Source organism: Pseudomonas sp. 3-2, assembly GCF_019710535.1.
GTDB classification, from domain to species: domain Bacteria; phylum Pseudomonadota; class Gammaproteobacteria; order Pseudomonadales; family Pseudomonadaceae; genus Aquipseudomonas; species Aquipseudomonas pharyngis.
In genome coordinates this window covers 5,479,577-5,497,385 of sequence record NZ_CP081200.1, presented here as the reverse complement: position 1 = coordinate 5,497,385, position 17,809 = coordinate 5,479,577, and the positions used below count along the sequence as shown (strand labels likewise).

The 17,809-nt window shown below is 61.6% G+C and carries 17 protein-coding genes; 12 read left to right on the top strand and 5 right to left on the bottom strand.

Translation table 11 applies throughout. The features are described from left to right. Window positions 1-43: 43 nt before the first annotated feature. The 5 genes from ribF (at window position 44) to ispH (ending at window position 5,877) form a co-directional block, all read left to right on the top strand. The gene (gene ribF, locus K3819_RS24930; RefSeq protein WP_007959537.1) at window positions 44-982 is read left to right on the top strand and encodes a bifunctional riboflavin kinase/FAD synthetase; all 939 of its coding nucleotides are present in this window, start codon (window positions 44-46) and stop codon (window positions 980-982) included. 13 nt (window positions 983-995) lie between these two features. Beyond that, window positions 996-3,827: an isoleucine--tRNA ligase gene (gene ileS / locus K3819_RS24925; protein WP_221398129.1), complete on the top strand. Its 2,832-nt coding sequence runs from the start codon at window positions 996-998 to the stop codon at window positions 3,825-3,827. After that, a complete protein-coding gene (gene lspA, locus K3819_RS24920; protein ID WP_064118729.1) occupies window positions 3,820-4,332 on the top strand; it encodes a signal peptidase II in 513 nt (170 codons plus the stop codon). Before ileS ends, lspA begins: the two co-directional genes overlap by 8 nt. 7 nt (window positions 4,333-4,339) lie before the next feature. Further along, window positions 4,340-4,777, top strand: coding sequence for an FKBP-type peptidyl-prolyl cis-trans isomerase (gene fkpB, locus K3819_RS24915; RefSeq protein ID WP_170928297.1), 438 nt, complete (start codon window positions 4,340-4,342; stop codon window positions 4,775-4,777). Between the two features lie 155 nt (window positions 4,778-4,932). Further along, window positions 4,933-5,877 carry a 4-hydroxy-3-methylbut-2-enyl diphosphate reductase gene (gene ispH / locus K3819_RS24910; RefSeq protein ID WP_085612615.1) on the top strand — a complete coding sequence of 315 codons (945 nt, stop codon included), beginning with the start codon at window positions 4,933-4,935 and terminating at the stop codon, window positions 5,875-5,877. Here ispH and K3819_RS24905 read toward each other — a convergent pair. Then, the gene (locus K3819_RS24905; RefSeq protein ID WP_221398128.1) at window positions 5,849-6,403 is read right to left on the bottom strand and encodes a GspH/FimT family protein; all 555 of its coding nucleotides are present in this window, start codon (window positions 6,401-6,403) and stop codon (window positions 5,849-5,851) included. The two genes, ispH and K3819_RS24905, sit on opposite strands and share 29 nt — an antisense overlap. A 127-nt stretch (window positions 6,404-6,530) precedes the next feature. Here K3819_RS24905 and K3819_RS24900 point away from each other — a divergent pair, with 127 nt between their 5' ends. From K3819_RS24900 to thiO, 7 genes are read left to right on the top strand one after another with little or no spacing between them, the layout of a single operon-like run. Then, window positions 6,531-7,004, top strand: coding sequence for a GspH/FimT family pseudopilin (locus tag K3819_RS24900; protein WP_064599521.1), 474 nt, complete (start codon window positions 6,531-6,533; stop codon window positions 7,002-7,004). Then, a complete protein-coding gene (pilV, locus tag K3819_RS24895; RefSeq protein WP_221398127.1) occupies window positions 7,001-7,450 on the top strand; it encodes a type IV pilus modification protein PilV in 450 nt (149 codons plus the stop codon). Before K3819_RS24900 ends, pilV begins: the two co-directional genes overlap by 4 nt. Further along, window positions 7,447-8,160, top strand: a complete 714-nt coding sequence (locus K3819_RS24890; RefSeq protein WP_085612618.1) for a PilW family protein — start codon at window positions 7,447-7,449, stop codon at window positions 8,158-8,160. The genes pilV and K3819_RS24890 overlap by 4 nt, the downstream gene beginning before the upstream one ends. Window positions 8,161-8,170: 10 nt before the next feature. Beyond that, window positions 8,171-8,650 carry a PilX N-terminal domain-containing pilus assembly protein gene (locus K3819_RS24885; protein WP_221398126.1) on the top strand — a complete coding sequence of 160 codons (480 nt, stop codon included), beginning with the start codon at window positions 8,171-8,173 and terminating at the stop codon, window positions 8,648-8,650. Next, window positions 8,637-11,729, top strand: a complete 3,093-nt coding sequence (locus tag K3819_RS24880; protein WP_221398125.1) for a pilus assembly protein — start codon at window positions 8,637-8,639, stop codon at window positions 11,727-11,729. The genes K3819_RS24885 and K3819_RS24880 overlap by 14 nt, the downstream gene beginning before the upstream one ends. 15 nt (window positions 11,730-11,744) lie before the next feature. Continuing rightward, the gene (locus K3819_RS24875; protein WP_221398124.1) at window positions 11,745-12,146 is read left to right on the top strand and encodes a type IV pilin protein; all 402 of its coding nucleotides are present in this window, start codon (window positions 11,745-11,747) and stop codon (window positions 12,144-12,146) included. Between the two features lie 57 nt (window positions 12,147-12,203). Beyond that, window positions 12,204-13,304: a glycine oxidase ThiO gene (gene thiO, locus K3819_RS24870; RefSeq protein ID WP_221398123.1), complete on the top strand. Its 1,101-nt coding sequence runs from the start codon at window positions 12,204-12,206 to the stop codon at window positions 13,302-13,304. Between the two features lie 157 nt (window positions 13,305-13,461). On the opposite strand, the gene K3819_RS24865 is transcribed toward thiO, so the two are convergent. From K3819_RS24865 to K3819_RS24850, 4 genes are all read right to left on the bottom strand, one after another. Beyond that, entirely contained in the window at window positions 13,462-14,808 is a 1,347-nt protein-coding gene (locus tag K3819_RS24865; protein ID WP_221398122.1) for a sigma-54 dependent transcriptional regulator, read from the bottom strand. Continuing rightward, window positions 14,805-16,394 carry an ATP-binding protein gene (locus K3819_RS24860; RefSeq protein ID WP_221399732.1) on the bottom strand — a complete coding sequence of 530 codons (1,590 nt, stop codon included), beginning with the start codon at window positions 16,392-16,394 and terminating at the stop codon, window positions 14,805-14,807. Before K3819_RS24860 ends, K3819_RS24865 begins: the two co-directional genes overlap by 4 nt. Continuing rightward, window positions 16,384-16,617 (bottom strand): PP0621 family protein, encoded by a 234-nt coding sequence (locus K3819_RS24855; protein WP_039771683.1) that lies wholly within the window; start codon window positions 16,615-16,617, stop codon window positions 16,384-16,386. Before K3819_RS24855 ends, K3819_RS24860 begins: the two co-directional genes overlap by 11 nt. Before the next feature lie 125 nt (window positions 16,618-16,742). Next, on the bottom strand, window positions 16,743-17,759 hold the full coding sequence (locus tag K3819_RS24850; RefSeq protein WP_007959566.1) for an outer membrane protein assembly factor BamD: 1,017 nt from the start codon (window positions 17,757-17,759) through the stop codon (window positions 16,743-16,745). Between the last annotated feature and the right edge of the window lie 50 nt (window positions 17,760-17,809).

The following is a 17,809-nucleotide window of genomic DNA, read 5'->3' as shown; positions in this document are numbered from 1 at the left end:
GGGTGTGGTTATAATCGGCCACTTTATGAGCAAGAAGCGCGTTATGCAGCTGGTTCGAGGCCTCCACAATCTGCGCCCCCAGCATCGGGGCTGCGTCGCCACTATTGGCAACTTTGACGGTGTTCACCGTGGTCATCAGGCCATCCTGGCCCGACTGCGTGAGCGTGCGCTCGAGTTGGGCGTACCCAGCTGCGTGGTGATTTTCGAGCCGCAGCCACGGGAATTCTTCGCCCCGGAGACCGCGCCGGCGCGTCTCGCCCGGTTGCGCGACAAGCTGCAACTGCTGGCCGCCGAAGGTGTCGACCGGGTCTTGTGTCTGGCCTTCAACCAGCGCTTGAGCAAGCTCAGCGCCAGCGAGTTCGTCGATACCATCCTGGTCGATGGCCTCGGCGTGCAGCATCTGGAGGTCGGTGATGATTTCCGCTTCGGTTGCGACCGCCTCGGCGATTTCGATTTCCTGTTGCAGGCCGGGCAGGTTCACGGTTTTACCGTCGAAGCCGCGCAAACCGTCGAGCTGGACGGCATTCGCGTCAGCAGCACTCAGGTGCGCAACGCGCTGGCCGCCGCCGATTTCGCGCTGGCCGAACGTCTGCTCGGCCGCCCGTACCGGATTGCCGGTCGCGTGCTGCATGGCCAGAAACTGGCCCGCCAACTGGGTACACCCACGGCGAATATTCAACTGAAACGCCGTCGCGTGCCGTTCACCGGGGTTTACCTGGTCGACGTCGACATCGACGGCAAGACCTGGCCCGGCGTCGCCAATATCGGCGTGCGGCCCACGGTCCAAGGTGATGGCAAGGCCCACCTTGAAGTCCATCTTTTAGATTTTGCCGGCGATCTGTATGACCGGCGTTTGACGGTGGTTTTCCACCAGAAGCTGCGTGAAGAGCAGCGTTTCGCCTCCCTGGAGGCATTGAAAACGGCGATCAGCGCGGATGTCGCCGCCGCCCGTGCACTAGCCGCACCTAGCGCCCATCGCTAATGAAGAGCCTTAAATGACCGACTATAAAGCCACGCTAAACCTTCCGGACACCGCCTTCCCAATGAAGGCCGGCCTGCCACAGCGCGAACCGCAGATCCTGCAGCGCTGGGACAGTATTGGCCTGTACGGAAAGTTGCGCGAGATTGGCAAGGATCGTCCGAAGTTCGTCCTGCACGACGGCCCTCCGTACGCCAACGGTACGATTCACATCGGTCACGCACTGAACAAGATTCTCAAGGACATGATCATCCGCTCGAAGACCCTGTCGGGCTTCGACGCGCCGTATGTCCCGGGCTGGGATTGCCACGGCCTGCCGATCGAGCACAAGGTCGAAGTGACCCACGGCAAGAACCTGGGCGCGGACAAGACCCGCGAACTGTGCCGTGCCTACGCCACCGAGCAGATCGAAGGGCAGAAGACCGAGTTCATCCGCCTCGGCGTCCTGGGCGACTTCGCCAATCCGTACAAGACCATGAACTTCAAGAACGAGGCCGGTGAAATCCGCGCCCTCGCCGAAATCGTCAAGGGCGGTTTCGTGTTCAAGGGCTTGAAACCGGTGAACTGGTGCTTCGATTGCGGTTCGGCCCTGGCCGAAGCGGAAGTCGAGTACGAGAACAAGAAGTCCTCGACCATCGACGTAGCGTTCCCGATCGCTGACGAGGCCAAACTGGCCGCCGCATTCGGTCTGCCGTCCCTGGGCAAACCGGCCTCGATCGTGATCTGGACCACCACCCCGTGGACCATCCCGGCCAACCAGGCGCTCAACGTTCACCCGGAATTCACCTACGCCCTGGTCGACATCGGCGACAAGCTGCTGGTGCTGGCTGAAGAGCTGGTCGAATCCTGCCTGAGCCGTTACGGCGTCGAAGGCACCGTATTGGCCACCGCACCGGGTTCGGCGCTGGAACTGATCAATTTCCGTCACCCGTTCTATGACCGTCTGTCGCCGGTGTACCTGGCCGACTACGTGGAACTGGGTGCCGGCACCGGCGTGGTTCACTCCGCGCCGGCCTACGGCGTGGACGACTTCGTGACCTGCAAGAAGTACGGCATGGTCAACGACGACATCCTCAACCCGGTACAGAGCAACGGCGTCTACGTGCCGTCGCTGGAATTCTTCGGCGGCCAGTTCATCTGGAAGGCCAACCCGGCCATCGTCGAAAAACTGACCGAAGTCGGTGCGCTGCTGCACACCACCGTCATCGAACACAGCTACATGCACTGCTGGCGTCACAAGACCCCGCTGATCTACCGCGCCACCGCGCAGTGGTTCATCGGCATGGACAAGGAGCCAGTCAGCGGCGACACCCTGCGCGTACGCTCGCTCAAAGCCATCGAAGACACCAAGTTCGTTCCGGCCTGGGGCCAGGCGCGCCTGCACTCGATGATCGCCAACCGTCCGGACTGGTGCATCTCCCGTCAGCGCAACTGGGGCGTACCGATCCCGTTCTTCCTGAACAAGGAAAGCGGCGAACTGCACCCGCGCACCGTCGAGCTGATGGAAGAAGTGGCCAAGCGCGTTGAAGTCGAAGGCATCGAAGCCTGGTTCAAACTCGACGCTGCCGAACTGCTGGGCGATGAAGCGCCGCAGTACGACAAGATCAGCGACACCCTCGACGTCTGGTTCGACTCGGGCACCACCCACTGGCACGTCCTGCGCGGTTCGCATCCGATGGGCCACGAGACCGGTCCGCGTGCCGACCTGTACCTGGAAGGTTCGGACCAGCACCGTGGCTGGTTCCATTCGTCCTTGCTGACCGGTTGCGCCATCGACAACCACGCGCCATACCGCGAGCTGCTGACCCACGGCTTCACCGTGGACGAGTCCGGCCGCAAGATGTCCAAGTCCCTGGGCAACGTGATCGCGCCGCAGAAAGTCAACGATACCCTGGGCGCCGACATCATGCGTCTGTGGGTCGCGTCGACCGACTACTCCGGCGAAATGGCCGTGTCCGAGCAGATCCTGCAGCGCAGCGCGGACGCCTATCGTCGTATTCGTAACACCGCGCGTTTCCTGCTTTCCAACCTGACCGGTTTCAACCCGGCCACCGATCTGCTGCCGGCCGAAGACATGCTGGCGCTGGATCGCTGGGCGGTGGACCGTACGCTGCTGCTGCAACGTGAGCTGCAAGAGCACTACGGCGAATACCGGTTCTGGAACGTCTACTCGAAGATCCACAACTTCTGCGTGCAGGAGCTGGGTGGTTTCTACCTGGACATCATCAAGGATCGCCAGTACACCACCGGCGCCGACAGCAAGGCCCGTCGTTCGTGCCAGACCGCGCTGTTCCACATCTCCGAAGCGCTGGTGCGCTGGATCGCGCCGATCCTGGCGTTCACCGCCGACGAGCTGTGGCAATACCTGCCGGGCGAGCGCAACGAATCGGTGATGCTCAACACCTGGTATGAAGGCCTGACCGAGTTGCCGGAAGGCTTCGAGCTGGGTCGCGAGTACTGGGATCGCATCATGGAAGTGAAGGTGGCGGTCAACAAAGAGATGGAAATCCAGCGCGCGGCCAAGGCCGTCGGTGGCAACCTGCAAGCCGAAGTGACGCTGTTTGCCGAAGACGCGCTGACTGCCGACCTGGCCAAACTGAGCAACGAGCTGCGCTTTGTCCTGATCACCTCGACTGCCACTGTTGCGCCGTTCGTGCAGGCTCCGGCCGACGCTGTGGCCACCGAAGTCAGCGGCCTGAAGCTGAAGATCGTCAAGTCTGCCTTCCCGAAATGTGCCCGTTGCTGGCACTGCCGCGAAGACGTCGGCGTGAACCCGGAGCATCCGGAAATCTGCGGTCGTTGCGTGGACAACATCGATGGCGCCGGCGAGGTTCGTCACTATGCCTAATGCCGTTGGCCGTTTCGGACGGCTGAGCTGGCTCTGGTTGAGCTTGCTGGTTCTGGTCATCGACCAGGCCAGCAAGTTCTACTTCGAAGGCAAGCTCGAGATGTTCCAGCAGATCGTGATCATCCCTGATTACTTCAGCTGGACCCTGGCCTACAACACCGGCGCTGCCTTCAGCTTCCTCGCGGACAGCTCCGGCTGGCAGCGCTGGCTGTTCGCGCTGATCGCGATTGTGGTCAGTGCGGTGCTGGTGGTCTGGCTCAAGCGCCTGGGCCGCAACGAAACCTGGCTGGCCATCGCGCTGGCGCTGGTGCTGGGCGGCGCATTGGGCAACCTTTATGACCGCATTGCCCTGGGCCATGTGATCGACTTCATTCTGGTGCACTGGCAGAACCGCTGGTACTTCCCGGCATTCAACTTCGCCGACAGCGCCATCACCGTTGGTGCGGTGATGCTGGCACTGGACATGTTCAAAAGTAAAAAAACCGGAGAAGCCGTTCATGACTGAACAGGTATTGGCTGAGCAACGCATCGGCCAGAACACGGAAGTCACCTTGCACTTTGCATTGCGCCTGGAGAACGGCGACACGGTCGACAGCACTTTCGACAAAGCCCCTGCGACCTTCAAGGTCGGCGACGGCAACCTGCTGCCGGGTTTCGAGGCTGCGCTGTTCGGCTTCAAGGCTGGCGACAAGCGTACCCTGACCGTCGAGCCGGAAAACGCCTTCGGCCAGCCGAACCCGCAAAACGTACAGATCATCCCGCGTTCGCAGTTTGCGGACATGGAACTGTCGCCGGGGCTGCTGGTGATCTTCAACGATGCGGCCAATACTGAGCTGCCGGGTGTGGTGAAAGAGTTCGACGACGCACAAGTGACCGTCGACTTCAACCACCCGCTGGCAGGCAAGACGCTGACCTTTGACGTGGAAATCTTCTCCGTCAAAGCGCTCTGAGTAACACAGCAGAACCCCTGTGGGAGCGGGCTTGCTCGCGAATGCTGACTGACATTCAACATAAAAGTTGTCTGGCACACCGCTTTCGCGAGCAAGCCCGCTCCCACAGGGATTGCAATGATCCATTTTCTTGCGCGCAAGACACGAGGCACAGCATGCAAATCAAACTCGCCAACCCCCGTGGCTTCTGCGCCGGCGTGGACCGGGCGATCGAAATCGTCAACCGCGCCCTGGAAGTCTTCGGGCCGCCGATCTATGTGCGTCATGAAGTGGTGCACAACAAGTTCGTGGTCGAAGACCTGCGCAGTCGTGGCGCGATCTTTGTCGAAGAGCTGGATCAGGTGCCGGACGATGTCATCGTGATCTTCAGTGCCCACGGCGTCTCGCAAGCTGTGCGTAGCGAAGCCGCCGGCCGTGGCCTGAAAGTGTTCGACGCCACCTGCCCGCTGGTGACCAAGGTGCACATCGAAGTCGCGAAATACAGCCGCGACGGCCGTGAATGCATCCTGATCGGCCACGCCGGTCACCCGGAAGTCGAAGGCACCATGGGCCAGTACGACGCCAGCAATGGCGGCGCGATCTACCTCGTCGAAGACGAGAAGGATGTCGCCGAGCTGCAGGTGCGCAACCCCGACAAGCTCGCCTTTGTCACCCAGACCACGTTGTCCATGGATGACACCAGCCGTGTCATCGATGCGCTGCGTACGCGTTTCCCGGCCATTGGCGGGCCGCGCAAGGACGATATCTGCTACGCCACCCAGAACCGTCAGGACGCGGTCAAGCAACTGGCCGACGAATGCGATGTGGTGTTGGTAGTGGGCAGTCCGAACAGTTCCAACTCCAACCGCCTGCGTGAGCTGGCCGAGCGCATGGCCACGCCGGCCTACCTGATCGATGGCGCCGAAGACCTGCAGAAGAGCTGGTTCGACGGTGTCGAGCGCATCGGCATCACCGCCGGCGCCTCCGCCCCGGAAGTTCTGGTACGTGGCGTGATCCAGCAGTTGCAGGCCTGGGGCGCCACCGGCGCCGACGAACTGGCAGGGCGTGAGGAGAACATCACGTTCTCGATGCCTAAAGAGCTGCGCGTCCGTTCGATCTGATCGCTTTATCCTTTCGGCACAACGCCTGTTCAGCCTTTTGGCTGGCCAGGCGTACGCGACCGGTCGCCGCCAGCACCACCTGAAGCTGGCTGACCGGTTCACGAGCCGAACATAGATGTATCGTCCCCGCCTGAAACTTGCGGTCCGGCACCAGTGGCTGGCCCAGGCTGCTGAAGCGTATGTACCGGCTCACCAGCCAGTTGCCGACAATCGGTATCTTTCCGTCATTCGCCTGCTCGATCAGCAATGGATTACCCGCATCCGCCGACCCCTTTCCATTGAGATCCAGAATGATCCGCCAGCCCTGACCCCAGTCACCGTTGATGCCATGAATCACCACGCTCTGGTTGCGCGTGATGGCCATGCTCCGGGCATTACGAATCCCGTCGAGCAAAGACTGCGCGGCCTGCTGCCGCCGGTTTGATTCGGTGAAGTCCGCCAGCGCCGGACTGACCAGCGACAGAACAATTGCGCCGATCGCCAGTCCCATAAGCAGTTCGACCAGACTGAAACCCTGTTGCGGCATGTGCGCCTCCTCCCTGGATTGTGCACGGCGGCGCAATCCGTGCGCCGCACGCGGTAAATCAACCGGCGCATGCCGGTCGAATGTTCTAGGTTTGTACAGGTATAGCCGACGGCAACGGAGGGCATCGATGGATCATCGTACAAAAGGTTTCACGCTGATCGAGCTGTTGGTGGCGGTCGCGGTGTTTGTGATCCTGATCACGATGGCGGTGCCGGCATTCACCCGTTCGGTGCAGGGCAGCAAGGCCGACACCGAGGTCGGCGACCTGCAACGGGCCCTCAACTACGCCAGGCTCGAGGCGATCAACCGGGGCGTCACCACTCGCTTGCGGCCGAGCGCCGGCGGCAGTGTCTGGACCGGCGAGTTGTCGGTCTACGACAGTACTGGCACTCCGGCCAATGTATTGCGGGTTGTTCCAGCAATGAGCAGCGGTGCGACTCTGACGCTACCCTCTGGGGTGACCGCACTGGATTTCAATAATCTGGGCGGGCTGGCGGCGCCGTCCACGGCGGTGGTCATCAGTTACACGCTGGGCACGCAAAGCAGGACGCTGAACGTGTGTCTGAACGGACGAATTCAATTGGGTGGAAGTTGCGGATGAGGGCAGGGAGCAAGCACGCACAGGAGGGCATGACGCTGATCGAAGTGCTGGTCGCGTTGTTGATTCTGACGGTCGGGTTGCTGGGCGCGGCGGCGGTTCAGCTCAATGCGCTGAAGTACACCGACAGCTCGCGGATGACCAGCCAGGCAAGTTTCATCGCCTACGACATGATGGACCGGATTCGCGCCAATTCCGGCGCCGACTACACCGTGACACCACCGACCACGGGCAATCTGAGTGTCGCCCGGGATCAGGATCTCTACGATTTCAGCACCAACATCGTCAATTTCGGCGGCCCGACCGCCACCGGCAGCATCACCCTCAATCAGCGCGTGTACACCATCACCATCACCTGGAGTGACGCGCGCGCCGCCAATACGACCGGTGCAACCCGCAGCTTCGTCCTGACCAGTCGCGCCGCGGTCGATCCGGTGACCACACCATGAAGCGCCATAACCTGGGTTTCGGTCTGATCGAAATGCTGGTCGCTCTGGCGCTGGGGCTGATCGTGGTGCTCGGCGTGGTGCAGATCTTCCTGGCGGCGAAGAACACTTACGTCAGTCAGAACAGTGCGGCCGCCATGCAGGAGGACGCGCGGTTTGTGCTGAGCAAGATGATTCAGGAACTGCGCATGGTGGGCATGTTCGGCTGCCTGGGCACCATTACCGATTCCAGCTCGGCGGGGGATTTCACGGCGGCCCAGATCATGCCTATCAGTTGGGACAACGCCAACCTCAAGCTGACCCTGGTCACCGCTGATGTCGGCAGTGCGGGCGGGACCCCGACCTGGACGGTGGTCTCCGATTGCCGCAACAGCGCCACGGCTTATACCGGCGCGCGGGTGGCGGCGACAGGACAGATCGCGTTTCCGATCCGTCGGCTGATCTACAGCTTCAGCAACAACCAGATTCTGATGGGCACCGGCAGCGGCAACCCCGCCCAGCAGGTGCTGGTGAACAATGTCAGTGCGTTCACCGTGATGTTTGGTCTGGCGAGTTCTGCGACCGATGTCGCGGCGTCCACCTACAGCGCCAACCCCGGTGATCCGGCGCGGATTCGCAGCGTGCGCCTGAGCCTGACCCTCACTGACCCGAACAACCGGGTCAGCAATCAAACCTTCAACGTGGTTGCCGCCTTGCGCAACCGCTTGCAGTGAGGGGCGAGCGATGAACGTTTCTCTCCATCGGCGAAGGTCCCAGGGCGGCATGGTGTTGCTGGTCAGCCTGGTATTTCTGCTGCTTCTGACGGTGATCGGCCTGTCATCGATGCAAAGCGCCAACCTGCAGGAAAAAATGGCCGGCAGCGTGAGTTTGCGCAATCAATCGTTCCAGACTGCCGAGGCGGCGCTGCGCATCGGCGAAAGTGCGGTGCAACTGGATGGCTACGCGCTGGCGGTGTGCGCCAGCCCTACCCAATGCGCGCCGCCGGCGGAGTCCTCGGTGGTCAGCGCGGCCGGGTTCAATTCCACGTCGGGGGTCACCTGGATCGCCGCCGGCAGCGGGTTTTACGGAGTACAGAACATCGGCACGACCCTGACGGCGGTGAACGTACCGAGCAACACCTCGGCGACGTTGTACCGGGTCACGGCCGTCGGCATCGCCGGCACTTTGCGCAGTGTGGTGGAGAGTGTCTATGCGAAGTACTGAGCGACGCTTCAAATGGTTGTCGCTGCTGCTCGGCATGCTGACCGGGCTCTATCTGGCTGCACCGGCGTATGCCTTCACGCCGTCCGATTCGCCGCTGTTGAGCGCGGCTGCGGTGTCTCCGAACGTGATGTTGATGATCGACGACTCGGGCAGCATGAACAGCATCATCTATGCAGCAGGGTTCGATCCGACCGTGGATCGCACGCCGGCTCGGCAGTGCAACGCGGTCATCGGTCTGTGTCTGAGCTCGACCGCCATTACCGGCGATACGATCTTTCTGTCGAGCCTGCCGACCTCCGGCTGCTCCGGCGGCGCCTATGCGTTCTACAACAACAGCCTGACGCCGCTCTGCCTGAAGCTGCCGGATCCGGTGGGCAGCGGCAACACCCGCTATTCGGCGGATTACATTTCCTACGTGGTGAGTCTGGCGATCAACAACGGCACACGCGACTTCACCACCGGGGCGATTCCCAACGATTACCGGATCAACGTGGCGCGCAACGTCTCCACCGCACTGGTCACCAGCAACCGCAACCTGCGCATGGGCCTGGCCACCTTCAATCCGGCCACCAGCAACAACCCCGGCAACGGCGGTTTCATTGCCCGCTCCATCAGCGACCTGTCACCGGTCAGCGGCAGCGTGACCCAGGCCCAGGCCGATACCAACTACAACGCACTGATTTCCTCGATCAACGGCCTGAGTGCGGTAGCCAATACGCCTCTGGCCGAGACCTATTACGAGATCACTCGCTACATGCGCGGGATGGCGCCGTACTACAACAGCACGCCGAGCACTTACACCAGCCCGATCCAGTACCGCTGCCAGAAAAACTACGGGGTGGTGATCACTGATGGTTTGCCGACCTATGACCGCACCTTTCCCAGCAACGACCCGCTGGGTGGCAGCCGCTTGCCGAACTGGGACGGCATCAACAATGACGGGAACAACCTCAACGGGGACGGGGAGGGCGATACGCTGTATCTGGACGATATCGCCAAGTTCGCCTTCGACATCGACATGCGTTCCACCGGCACCGATGCAGCGGGTAAGAGCTGGAACGCGGTGGATTTCCCCAGGCAGAACATGAACACCTACACCGTGGGTTTCACCGCTTCCAACGACATGCTCTCGGACGCCGCCGATTACGGACAGGGCCGCTACTACCAGGCGACCGACAGCGCCGGCCTGAATGCCGCATTGTCTTCGGCGTTGAGCGATATCACTTCCAAGGCTGGTTCCGGCGGCAGCGGCGTGGCCAGTGGCACCACGCTGGCGAGCGGCACCAGCTATTTCCAGACCAGTTATGACCCCAAGGACTGGCGCGGCACGATCAAGTCCTTTGGCTTCAACTCGGCCGGGGCGGTCAACACCTCGGCGGTATTGTGGACCACCGACACCACCATCGTGCCCGGCGCCACCGCGCCGACCTACCAGTCATGGAACACTCTGAACAACGCGGCGGTGACGCTGGCTTACGGCAACTTCTCGTCGGCCCAACAGACCGTTCTCAGCCAGGGTTTGCCCGCCGGCATCAGCGGCATCGACCTGGTTGAATGGAGCAAGGGCACCAACAAGGCCGGCCTTAAAGTGCGCAGCGTGTTGCTCGGAGACATCATCAACGCGCCGCTGGTGCTGGCTTCGCCCACGGAAAAAACCGCCTCCGATCTGGCCGGTGACACCACCTACAGCACCTACCTGACCACCAAGGCTTCGAACATGAATGCCAGCCTGGTGGTGAACGCCAACGACGGTTTTGTCAGCGTCATCAACTCGGCCAACGGTACCCGGCGCTATGCCTACATGCCGTCCAGCGTATTGCCCTCGCTGCGCCTGATTGCCGATCCGAACTACGTCAATGGCGTCAGCCACAAGTTTCTGGTGGATGGTCAGATCGGTGTGTTCGATGCGCAATTCGGCACGGCCTGGAAAACCCTGGCCATCGGCGGGACAGGAGCCGGTGGCAAGACTTTCTACGGGCTTCAGCTGTTCGACGCCTCGGCAGGCAACGTCATCCGTGCCTTGTGGGAAGTCAGCGCGCCGACAACCGTCAGTACTTCCAACGCTTTCAATGATCTGGGTTATGCCTATGCCCGTCCGGAAGTGGCACGCTTGGCCGATGGTCGCTGGGCGGCGTTCATTGCCAACGGTTACGGCAGCAACTCCGGGGTGGCGGCGCTGTATGTGCTGGATGTGCGTGACGGCTCGCTGATCAAGAAAATCGTCATCGACAGTACGGAAACCACCAACGGTTTGTCCTCGGTGAAGCTGCGGGTCAATTCGCAGAACGTGGTGCAGGCGGCGTATGGCGGTGACTTGAAGGGGCGGTTGTGGAAGTTCGACCTGAGCGCCACGTCCTCCGACAGCTGGGGCGTAGCGTTTTCCGGCAAGCCGTTGTTCACCACGGCCGGCGGGACGAGTCAGCCGATCACCGCGCAGCCATTACTGGCGGACAACGCTCTGGGCGGCAAACAGATTTTCGTTGGCACCGGCAAGTTCAACGAAGCCGCCGACAAGACCAACAAGGATTTGCAGGCGTTCTATTCGGTGTGGGATGCCGATGGCGGGTCGGGCCAGATCACGGTCAGCAGTTTGCAGGCGCAGGCGATTACCGGGGTGTTCTCCGGCAGTACCGGGCAGTTCGTCACCACCAGCCAGAACGACACGACTTATCCGGCGGAGAAGGGCTGGTATCTGCCGCTGGTGTACAACAACGCCTTGACTGGCGAACGGGTGATCAATCAGGCCAGTCTGGTGCTGGGACGCATCGTGTTCACCACGGCCAGTGTCGATACCACCGACCCGTGTTCCAGTTTCGGTACCGGCAAACTGATCGAACTCGATGCGTTCAGCGGTAAGATGCTCAACTACGCGGTGCTCGACACCAACGCCGATGGCGTGGTCGACAGCAACGACACGATTTCCAGCGGCGTGGTGTTCACCGGTGGTATCCCGACCTTGAACGCCATCGTCAACGGTGCATCACGCAAGGTCGTGAACGATTCCAGTGGCGGTATCACCACCCTGGTGGAAAAATCCGGCGGCGGCAGCCGTCGTATCATGTGGCGGCAAATTCAGTAAGCGAGAGTTCGAGGCATGCGCAGATCCAACCGAGGTTTCACCCTGATCGAAATCATGATCGTGATTGCGATCATCGGTATCGTCATCACCATCGGCTATCCGAGCCTCACCGAATACGTGAAGAAGGGCCGTCGTGCCGACATGGTCAGCACTTTGTCGGAACAGGCACAGATCCTCGAGCGCTTCTATTCGAAGAACAACGTCTACACCGGTGTCACCGGGTTGAGCACCGGCAACGATTTCTACACCATCACGCCGACGATCACCGATCAGACCTTCCTGCTGACCGCGACCCGCAAGACCGGCACGGCCATGGCCACTGACAAGTGCGGGGATTTCACCCTCACCAACACCGGTGTCAGAAGCATGAACAATGCGACCACCGGGCTGACCACCAAGGATTGCTGGGGCCGCTGAGCCGCATTATTTCGGGCGCCTTTTGCGCCCACTGTCTTTTTTACGGTTGGATCAAACATGACCAGGCAACAGCAAGTGGTGATTGTCGGTGGCGGGGTGATTGGCCTGCTCACTGCGTACAACCTCGCCTCCGAGGTCGGCAGCGTGGTGCTGCTGGATCGTTCGAACGTCGGCCAGGAATCGTCCTGGGCCGGCGGCGGTATCGTGTCTCCGCTGTACCCGTGGCGCTACAGCCCGGCCGTCACCGCGCTGGCGCATTGGTCGCAGGATTTTTATCCACAGCTGGGCGAGCGTCTGTTTGCCGATACCGGGGTCGATCCCGAAGTGCACACCACCGGCCTGTACTGGCTGGATCTGGATGACGAAGCCGAAGCGCTGGCCTGGGCCGCGCGGGAGGACCGTCCGCTACGGGCTGTGGATATCTCGGCGGCGCATGATGCGGTGCCAGTGCTCGGTGGCGGCTTTTCCCGGGCGATTTACATGGCCGATGTGGCCAACGTGCGCAATCCGCGGCTGGTGAAGTCTTTGAAAGCGGCTTTGCAGGCGTTGCCGAACGTGACGATTCACGAGCAGTGCGAAGTCAGCGGGTTTGTCCGTGATGGCGAGCGGGTGGTGGGCGTGCAGAGCTCCACTGGTGTGATCCCCGGTGATCAGGTCGTTCTCACCGCAGGTGCGTGGAGCGGCGAACTGCTCAAGACCCTGGACCTGTCGCTGCCGGTGGAACCGGTCAAGGGCCAGATGATTCTCTACAAGTGCGCGGCGGATTTCCTGCCGAGCATGGTGCTGGCCAAGGGGCGCTACGCGATTCCGCGCCGTGACGGGCATATTCTGATCGGCAGTACGCTGGAACACGAAGGCTTCGACAAGACCCCGACGGACAACGCACTGGAAAGCCTCAAGGCATCGGCAGTCGAGTTGCTGCCGGCGCTGGCCGATGCCGAAGTGGTGGGGCACTGGGCCGGGCTGCGACCGGGTTCGCCCGAGGGCATCCCTTACATTGGCCGGGTTCCGGGTTTTGACGGTCTATGGCTGAACTGCGGGCATTACCGCAACGGGCTGGTGCTGGCGCCGGCGTCCTGTCAGTTGTTTGCCGATGTGATGCTGGGGCGCGCGCCGATCATTGATCCGGCGCCGTATGCACCGGCCGGACGGATCTAGTCAGTTTTTTAGCGGTGCCTGATAAATCGCTTTCGCGGGCAAGTCGAATCGTCGCACCGCCGCTCCCACAGGGTACGGCGCTTTACTCAAAAGTTGAGCACGGCACAAAACTGTGGGAGCGGCGGTGCGACGATTCGACTTGCCCGCTAAGGGGCCCTCAATCCAGACCCAGTTTCTTGAGCCTGTAGCGCATCGACCGAAATGACAGGCTCAACCGCTGCGCCGCCGCCGTGCGATTCCAGCGGGTTTCCTCCAGCGCCTGCAAAATCAGTTTGCGCTCGACGCTTTCAAGATAGTCTTCGAGGTTGTCGATCTGGGTGAGATCGGCAACCCCGCCCTCGGCGGCGCCGTTACCTTCACTCAGGCGTAAGTCATCGGTCTCGATCGTGCGGTTTTCACATAGGGTGTGCGCCCGCTCGAGCACGTTCTCCAACTCCCGCACGTTGCCCGGGAAGCGGTAGTTTTTCAGCGCCTCGAGGGCATGGGGATGAAGGCGTGCCGCCGGCTGCCCGGTGCCATTGGCCAGGCGCTTGAGCATGTGGCCGGCCAGTGCTTCGATGTCCTCGCGACGTTCGCGCAGGGACGGCACACGCAGTTCGATCACGTTCAGCCGGTAATACAGATCCTGACGGAAACGCTCGGCAGCCACTTCCGCATCGAGGTCCTTGTGCGTCGCGCAGAGGATGCGCACATCGACCACGGTTTCCTGTTGCCCGCCGACGCTGCGCACGGCTTTTTCCTGGATCGCCCGCAGCAGCTTGACCTGCATCGGCAGCGGCAAATCCGCCACTTCATCGAGAAACAGCGTGCCGCCATGGGCCGCCTGAAACAGTCCCGGTTTATCCTCCACCGCGCCGCTGAAACTGCCTTTGCGGTGGCCGAAAAACTCGCTCTCCATCAACTCCGAAGGAATCGCCCCGCAGTTCACCGGTACGAATGGCTGGCTGGCGCGCGGGCCCTGCTCATGAATCAATCGGGCCACCAGTTCCTTGCCGCTGCCAGATTCGCCGCTGATGTAGACCGGTGCCTGGCTGCGGGCAAGTTTGTCGATCTGTTTGCGCAGGTTGCGCATCGGCGGTGAATCGCCGAGCAGCCGCCGGTCGATCGAAGTGCAGACATTGCCCGGCGCCGGCATGCGCAACGCCGAGCCGACCAGCTCGCGCAGGCGTGTCAGATCCACGGGTTTGGTCAGGAAGTCGAAAGCCCCGGCCTTGAGGGCGTTGATCGCCGTTTCCAGGCTGCCATAGGCGGTGATCATCGCCACCGGCAGTTGGGGATAACGTTGCTGAATGTGCTGCACCAGTTCCAGGCCGGTGCCGTCGGGCAGGCGCATGTCGGTCAGGCACAGATCGAAGGTCTCGCGGTGCAGCAGCGCCTGGGCCTCTGCGAGATTGCGTGCGCTGAAGGTGTCGAGTTTCATCCGTCCCAGGGTGATTTCCAGGAGTTCGCGGATATCCGGCTCGTCGTCGACGATGAGGATTTTTTGCCGTGGGCTCGTATTCAACTTTGTTTCCGTCCGTGAGCAAAGGTGATGCGAAAGCAGCCGCCGCCTTGGCGTGATTTGAAGTCTAGGCGCGCTTGATTGCTTTCGCACAGCTCACGGGACAGATAAAGCCCAAGGCCGGTGCCTTGGCTGCTGGTGGTAAAGAACGGTTCGAACAGGTGAACCTGTTGATCGAGCGGCACGCCGGGGCCGTTGTCTTGCACTTCGAGCACGGCCAGCGTGCTCTCGGGGTCGATGGATAGCGTCAGCCAGATCTCGGCCGGGTCGTGCAAAAGGGCACTGTGGCGCCAGCCGTTGCGTAACAGATTGTCGAGAATCTGCGTGAGCTGGCCGGGATCCATCAGGGTGCGAAAATCCCCCGGACCGATTTGCAGATGAATGTGCTGGCGCTCGCCGGCCTGTTCGCGGCTCTCGTCGACGAACTGCTCCAGCCACGGCTTGAGATCCAGCCGTTGCGGCGCGCTCTGCTGGCGGCGGGACAGTTGCAGGACGTTTTCGATGACTCGGTTCATGCGCTGGGAGTGGTCTTGAATGATCTGCGTCAGACGCCGATCCGCGCCGTCGAGTTCCTCGGATTCCTGCAACAGCTGCGCGGCATGACTGATGGCCCCCAGCGGATTGCGGATTTCATGGGCGATACCGGCAGTCAGCCGGCCCAGCGCGGCGAGTTTCAATTGCTGGGCCTGCTGGGCGATCTGGGCGAGGTCTTCGAGAAACACCAGGGTCTGGCGGTTCGGACTCTGTTCCAGGGCGATGAAACTCGGTTGCAGCTCCAGGCCGTTGCCGGCGATTTTCAGGCTTTGCGGGCGCAGGGTCGGGTTGTTCAGCCACAGTTGCAGGCGTTCGACCAATGCGCTCGAGTGCTCGTCGATCAGGTCGCCTTCAAGATGTGTCTGGCCCAGCAGGGTCTTGGCGCTGTGATTGGCCAGTTGTACCCGGCGCTGTTCGTCGAGCACGAGAATGCCGGTGCGCATGCGTTGCAGGATCAGCGCATTGAGGGCTTCGAGCCCCACCACTTCGCTGGCGCGCTGCTCGGCCAGGTTCTCACTGACTTCGAGACGGCGCATCAATCCTTGCACCAGCAATGACGCCGCGAAGCATAGAGCGCCGAGGGTGCCGGCCTGCAGATAGTCGTTGGCGCTCAGGGAATGGCTGAAACTCAGCAGAAAGCTGAGCCCGACAATGCCCAGGGTGGCGATGGCGGCGATCAGCAAGCCGATACGTCGTCGCAGCAAGGTGTTGCTGATGGCCACCGAAACGATCAGCAAGTTGCCAATCGCACTGTCCACACCGCCGGCCGCATAGAACACGCCGCACAGCAGCAGAATGTCGACCAGTGCCAGGCCGAACAACTGGGCTGGGCGGCGGATATTCTCGAGGAACACCACCAGCAGGATGTTCAGCACCAGGTACAACCAGCTGCCATTGCGCAGCCACTCGTCGTTGGCCGAGGTCAGCAGGCGGTTGTCCATGTTGCTGGAGATCAGCAACACCAGGGTGATGCCGACACTTAAACGGTACAGATGATAGAGACGCAGCAGTCGCTGGGCCTGTTTGCTGTCGGCGTTGTCGGCCTCAGCGATCACTGGAACCGGGGCCTTGCTCAAGGTGAGCCTGGCTGCAATACCACTGTTGTTGAAGGTTCAGCGCGCGGTCGCGGGGCAGGTGCACGCCGCAATGGGCGCAGCGCACCATCGGCGCGGCATCCTGTTCGCGAGGCGATCGGGTGGACGAGGCGGGGGCCTTGAATTTGCGCCACAACCAGACAGCAGCGGCGATCAAGGCAATCCAGAACAGTAAACGAAGCATGATGGGCGGCTTTTCGGCTAATGATTCGGCAGTTTAGCCAAGGACCCGACAGGCGCACAGCCCAATCACACGCCGCAATAAAAAGGGAGATCCGAAGATCTCCCTTTTTGGCATCACCGCAGTGATCAGTCGAACAGACCGAAGGTCATGTAGCTGAAGATGGAACGGTCGCTGTCGCTCGACTCCGGTTCCGGCTCTTCGATCACGTCGCCGTTTTCGTCTTTCGGCTTGAGCTCGTTCGGGATCGCGTCTTTCGCGTCCTGGAACTGCTTCTGCACGTCCTGGTTGGCGCGGGTCTCTCCCGGCGGCAGCGGCGGACGGGATTCGATCAGACCCAGGGTGGCCTTGCTCAGGAACGAACGGTTGTCGGCTTCGGCAACGCGAGGCACGAACTGACCGTCCTGCAGGCTCGGGTGGTTCGGGTAGTTGAGCTTCAGGGTTTCCAGACTGGTGGCCGCCAGTTCGTCCAGATGCAGACGCTGGTAGGCTTCGGTCATCACCGCCAGGCCGTCACCGACCGATGGGGTTTCCTGGAAGTTTTCCACGACATAACGACCACGGTTGGCAGCGGCGACATAGGCCTGACGGGTCAGGTAGTAGTCGGCCACGTGGATTTCGTAGGCAGCCAGCAGGTTGCGCAGGTAGATCATGCGCTGCTTGGCGTCCGGCGCGTAGCGGCTGTTCGGGTAGCGACTGGTCAGCTGGGCGAACTCATTGTAGGAGTCGCGGGCGGCACCCGGGTCACGCTTGGTCATGTCCAGCGGCAGGAAGCGCGCCAGCAGGCCGACGTCCTGGTCGAACGAGGTCAGGCCCTTGAGGTAGTAGGCGTAATCGACGTTCGGGTGCTGCGGATGCAGACGAATGAAACGCTCGGCAGCGGATTTTGCAGCTTCCGGCTCGGCGTTCTTGTAGTTGGCATAGATCAGTTCCAGCTGCGCCTGATCGGCATAGCGACCGAACGGATAACGCGACTCCAGAGCCTTCAGCTTGGCTGTGGCGCTGGTGTAGCTGTTGTTGTCCAGGTCCTGTTGAGCCTGCTGGTACAGCTCGGCTTCACTCAGGTTTTCGTCTACGACTTCCTTCGATGAGCAAGCAGCGGTCAATGCGAGGATGGCGATCAGCAGCAGGTGTTTCACTTGCATGGCGGCTTGCGTCCCTATGACGGCCGCTGTCTTGGGCGGGGCCGTCCTGT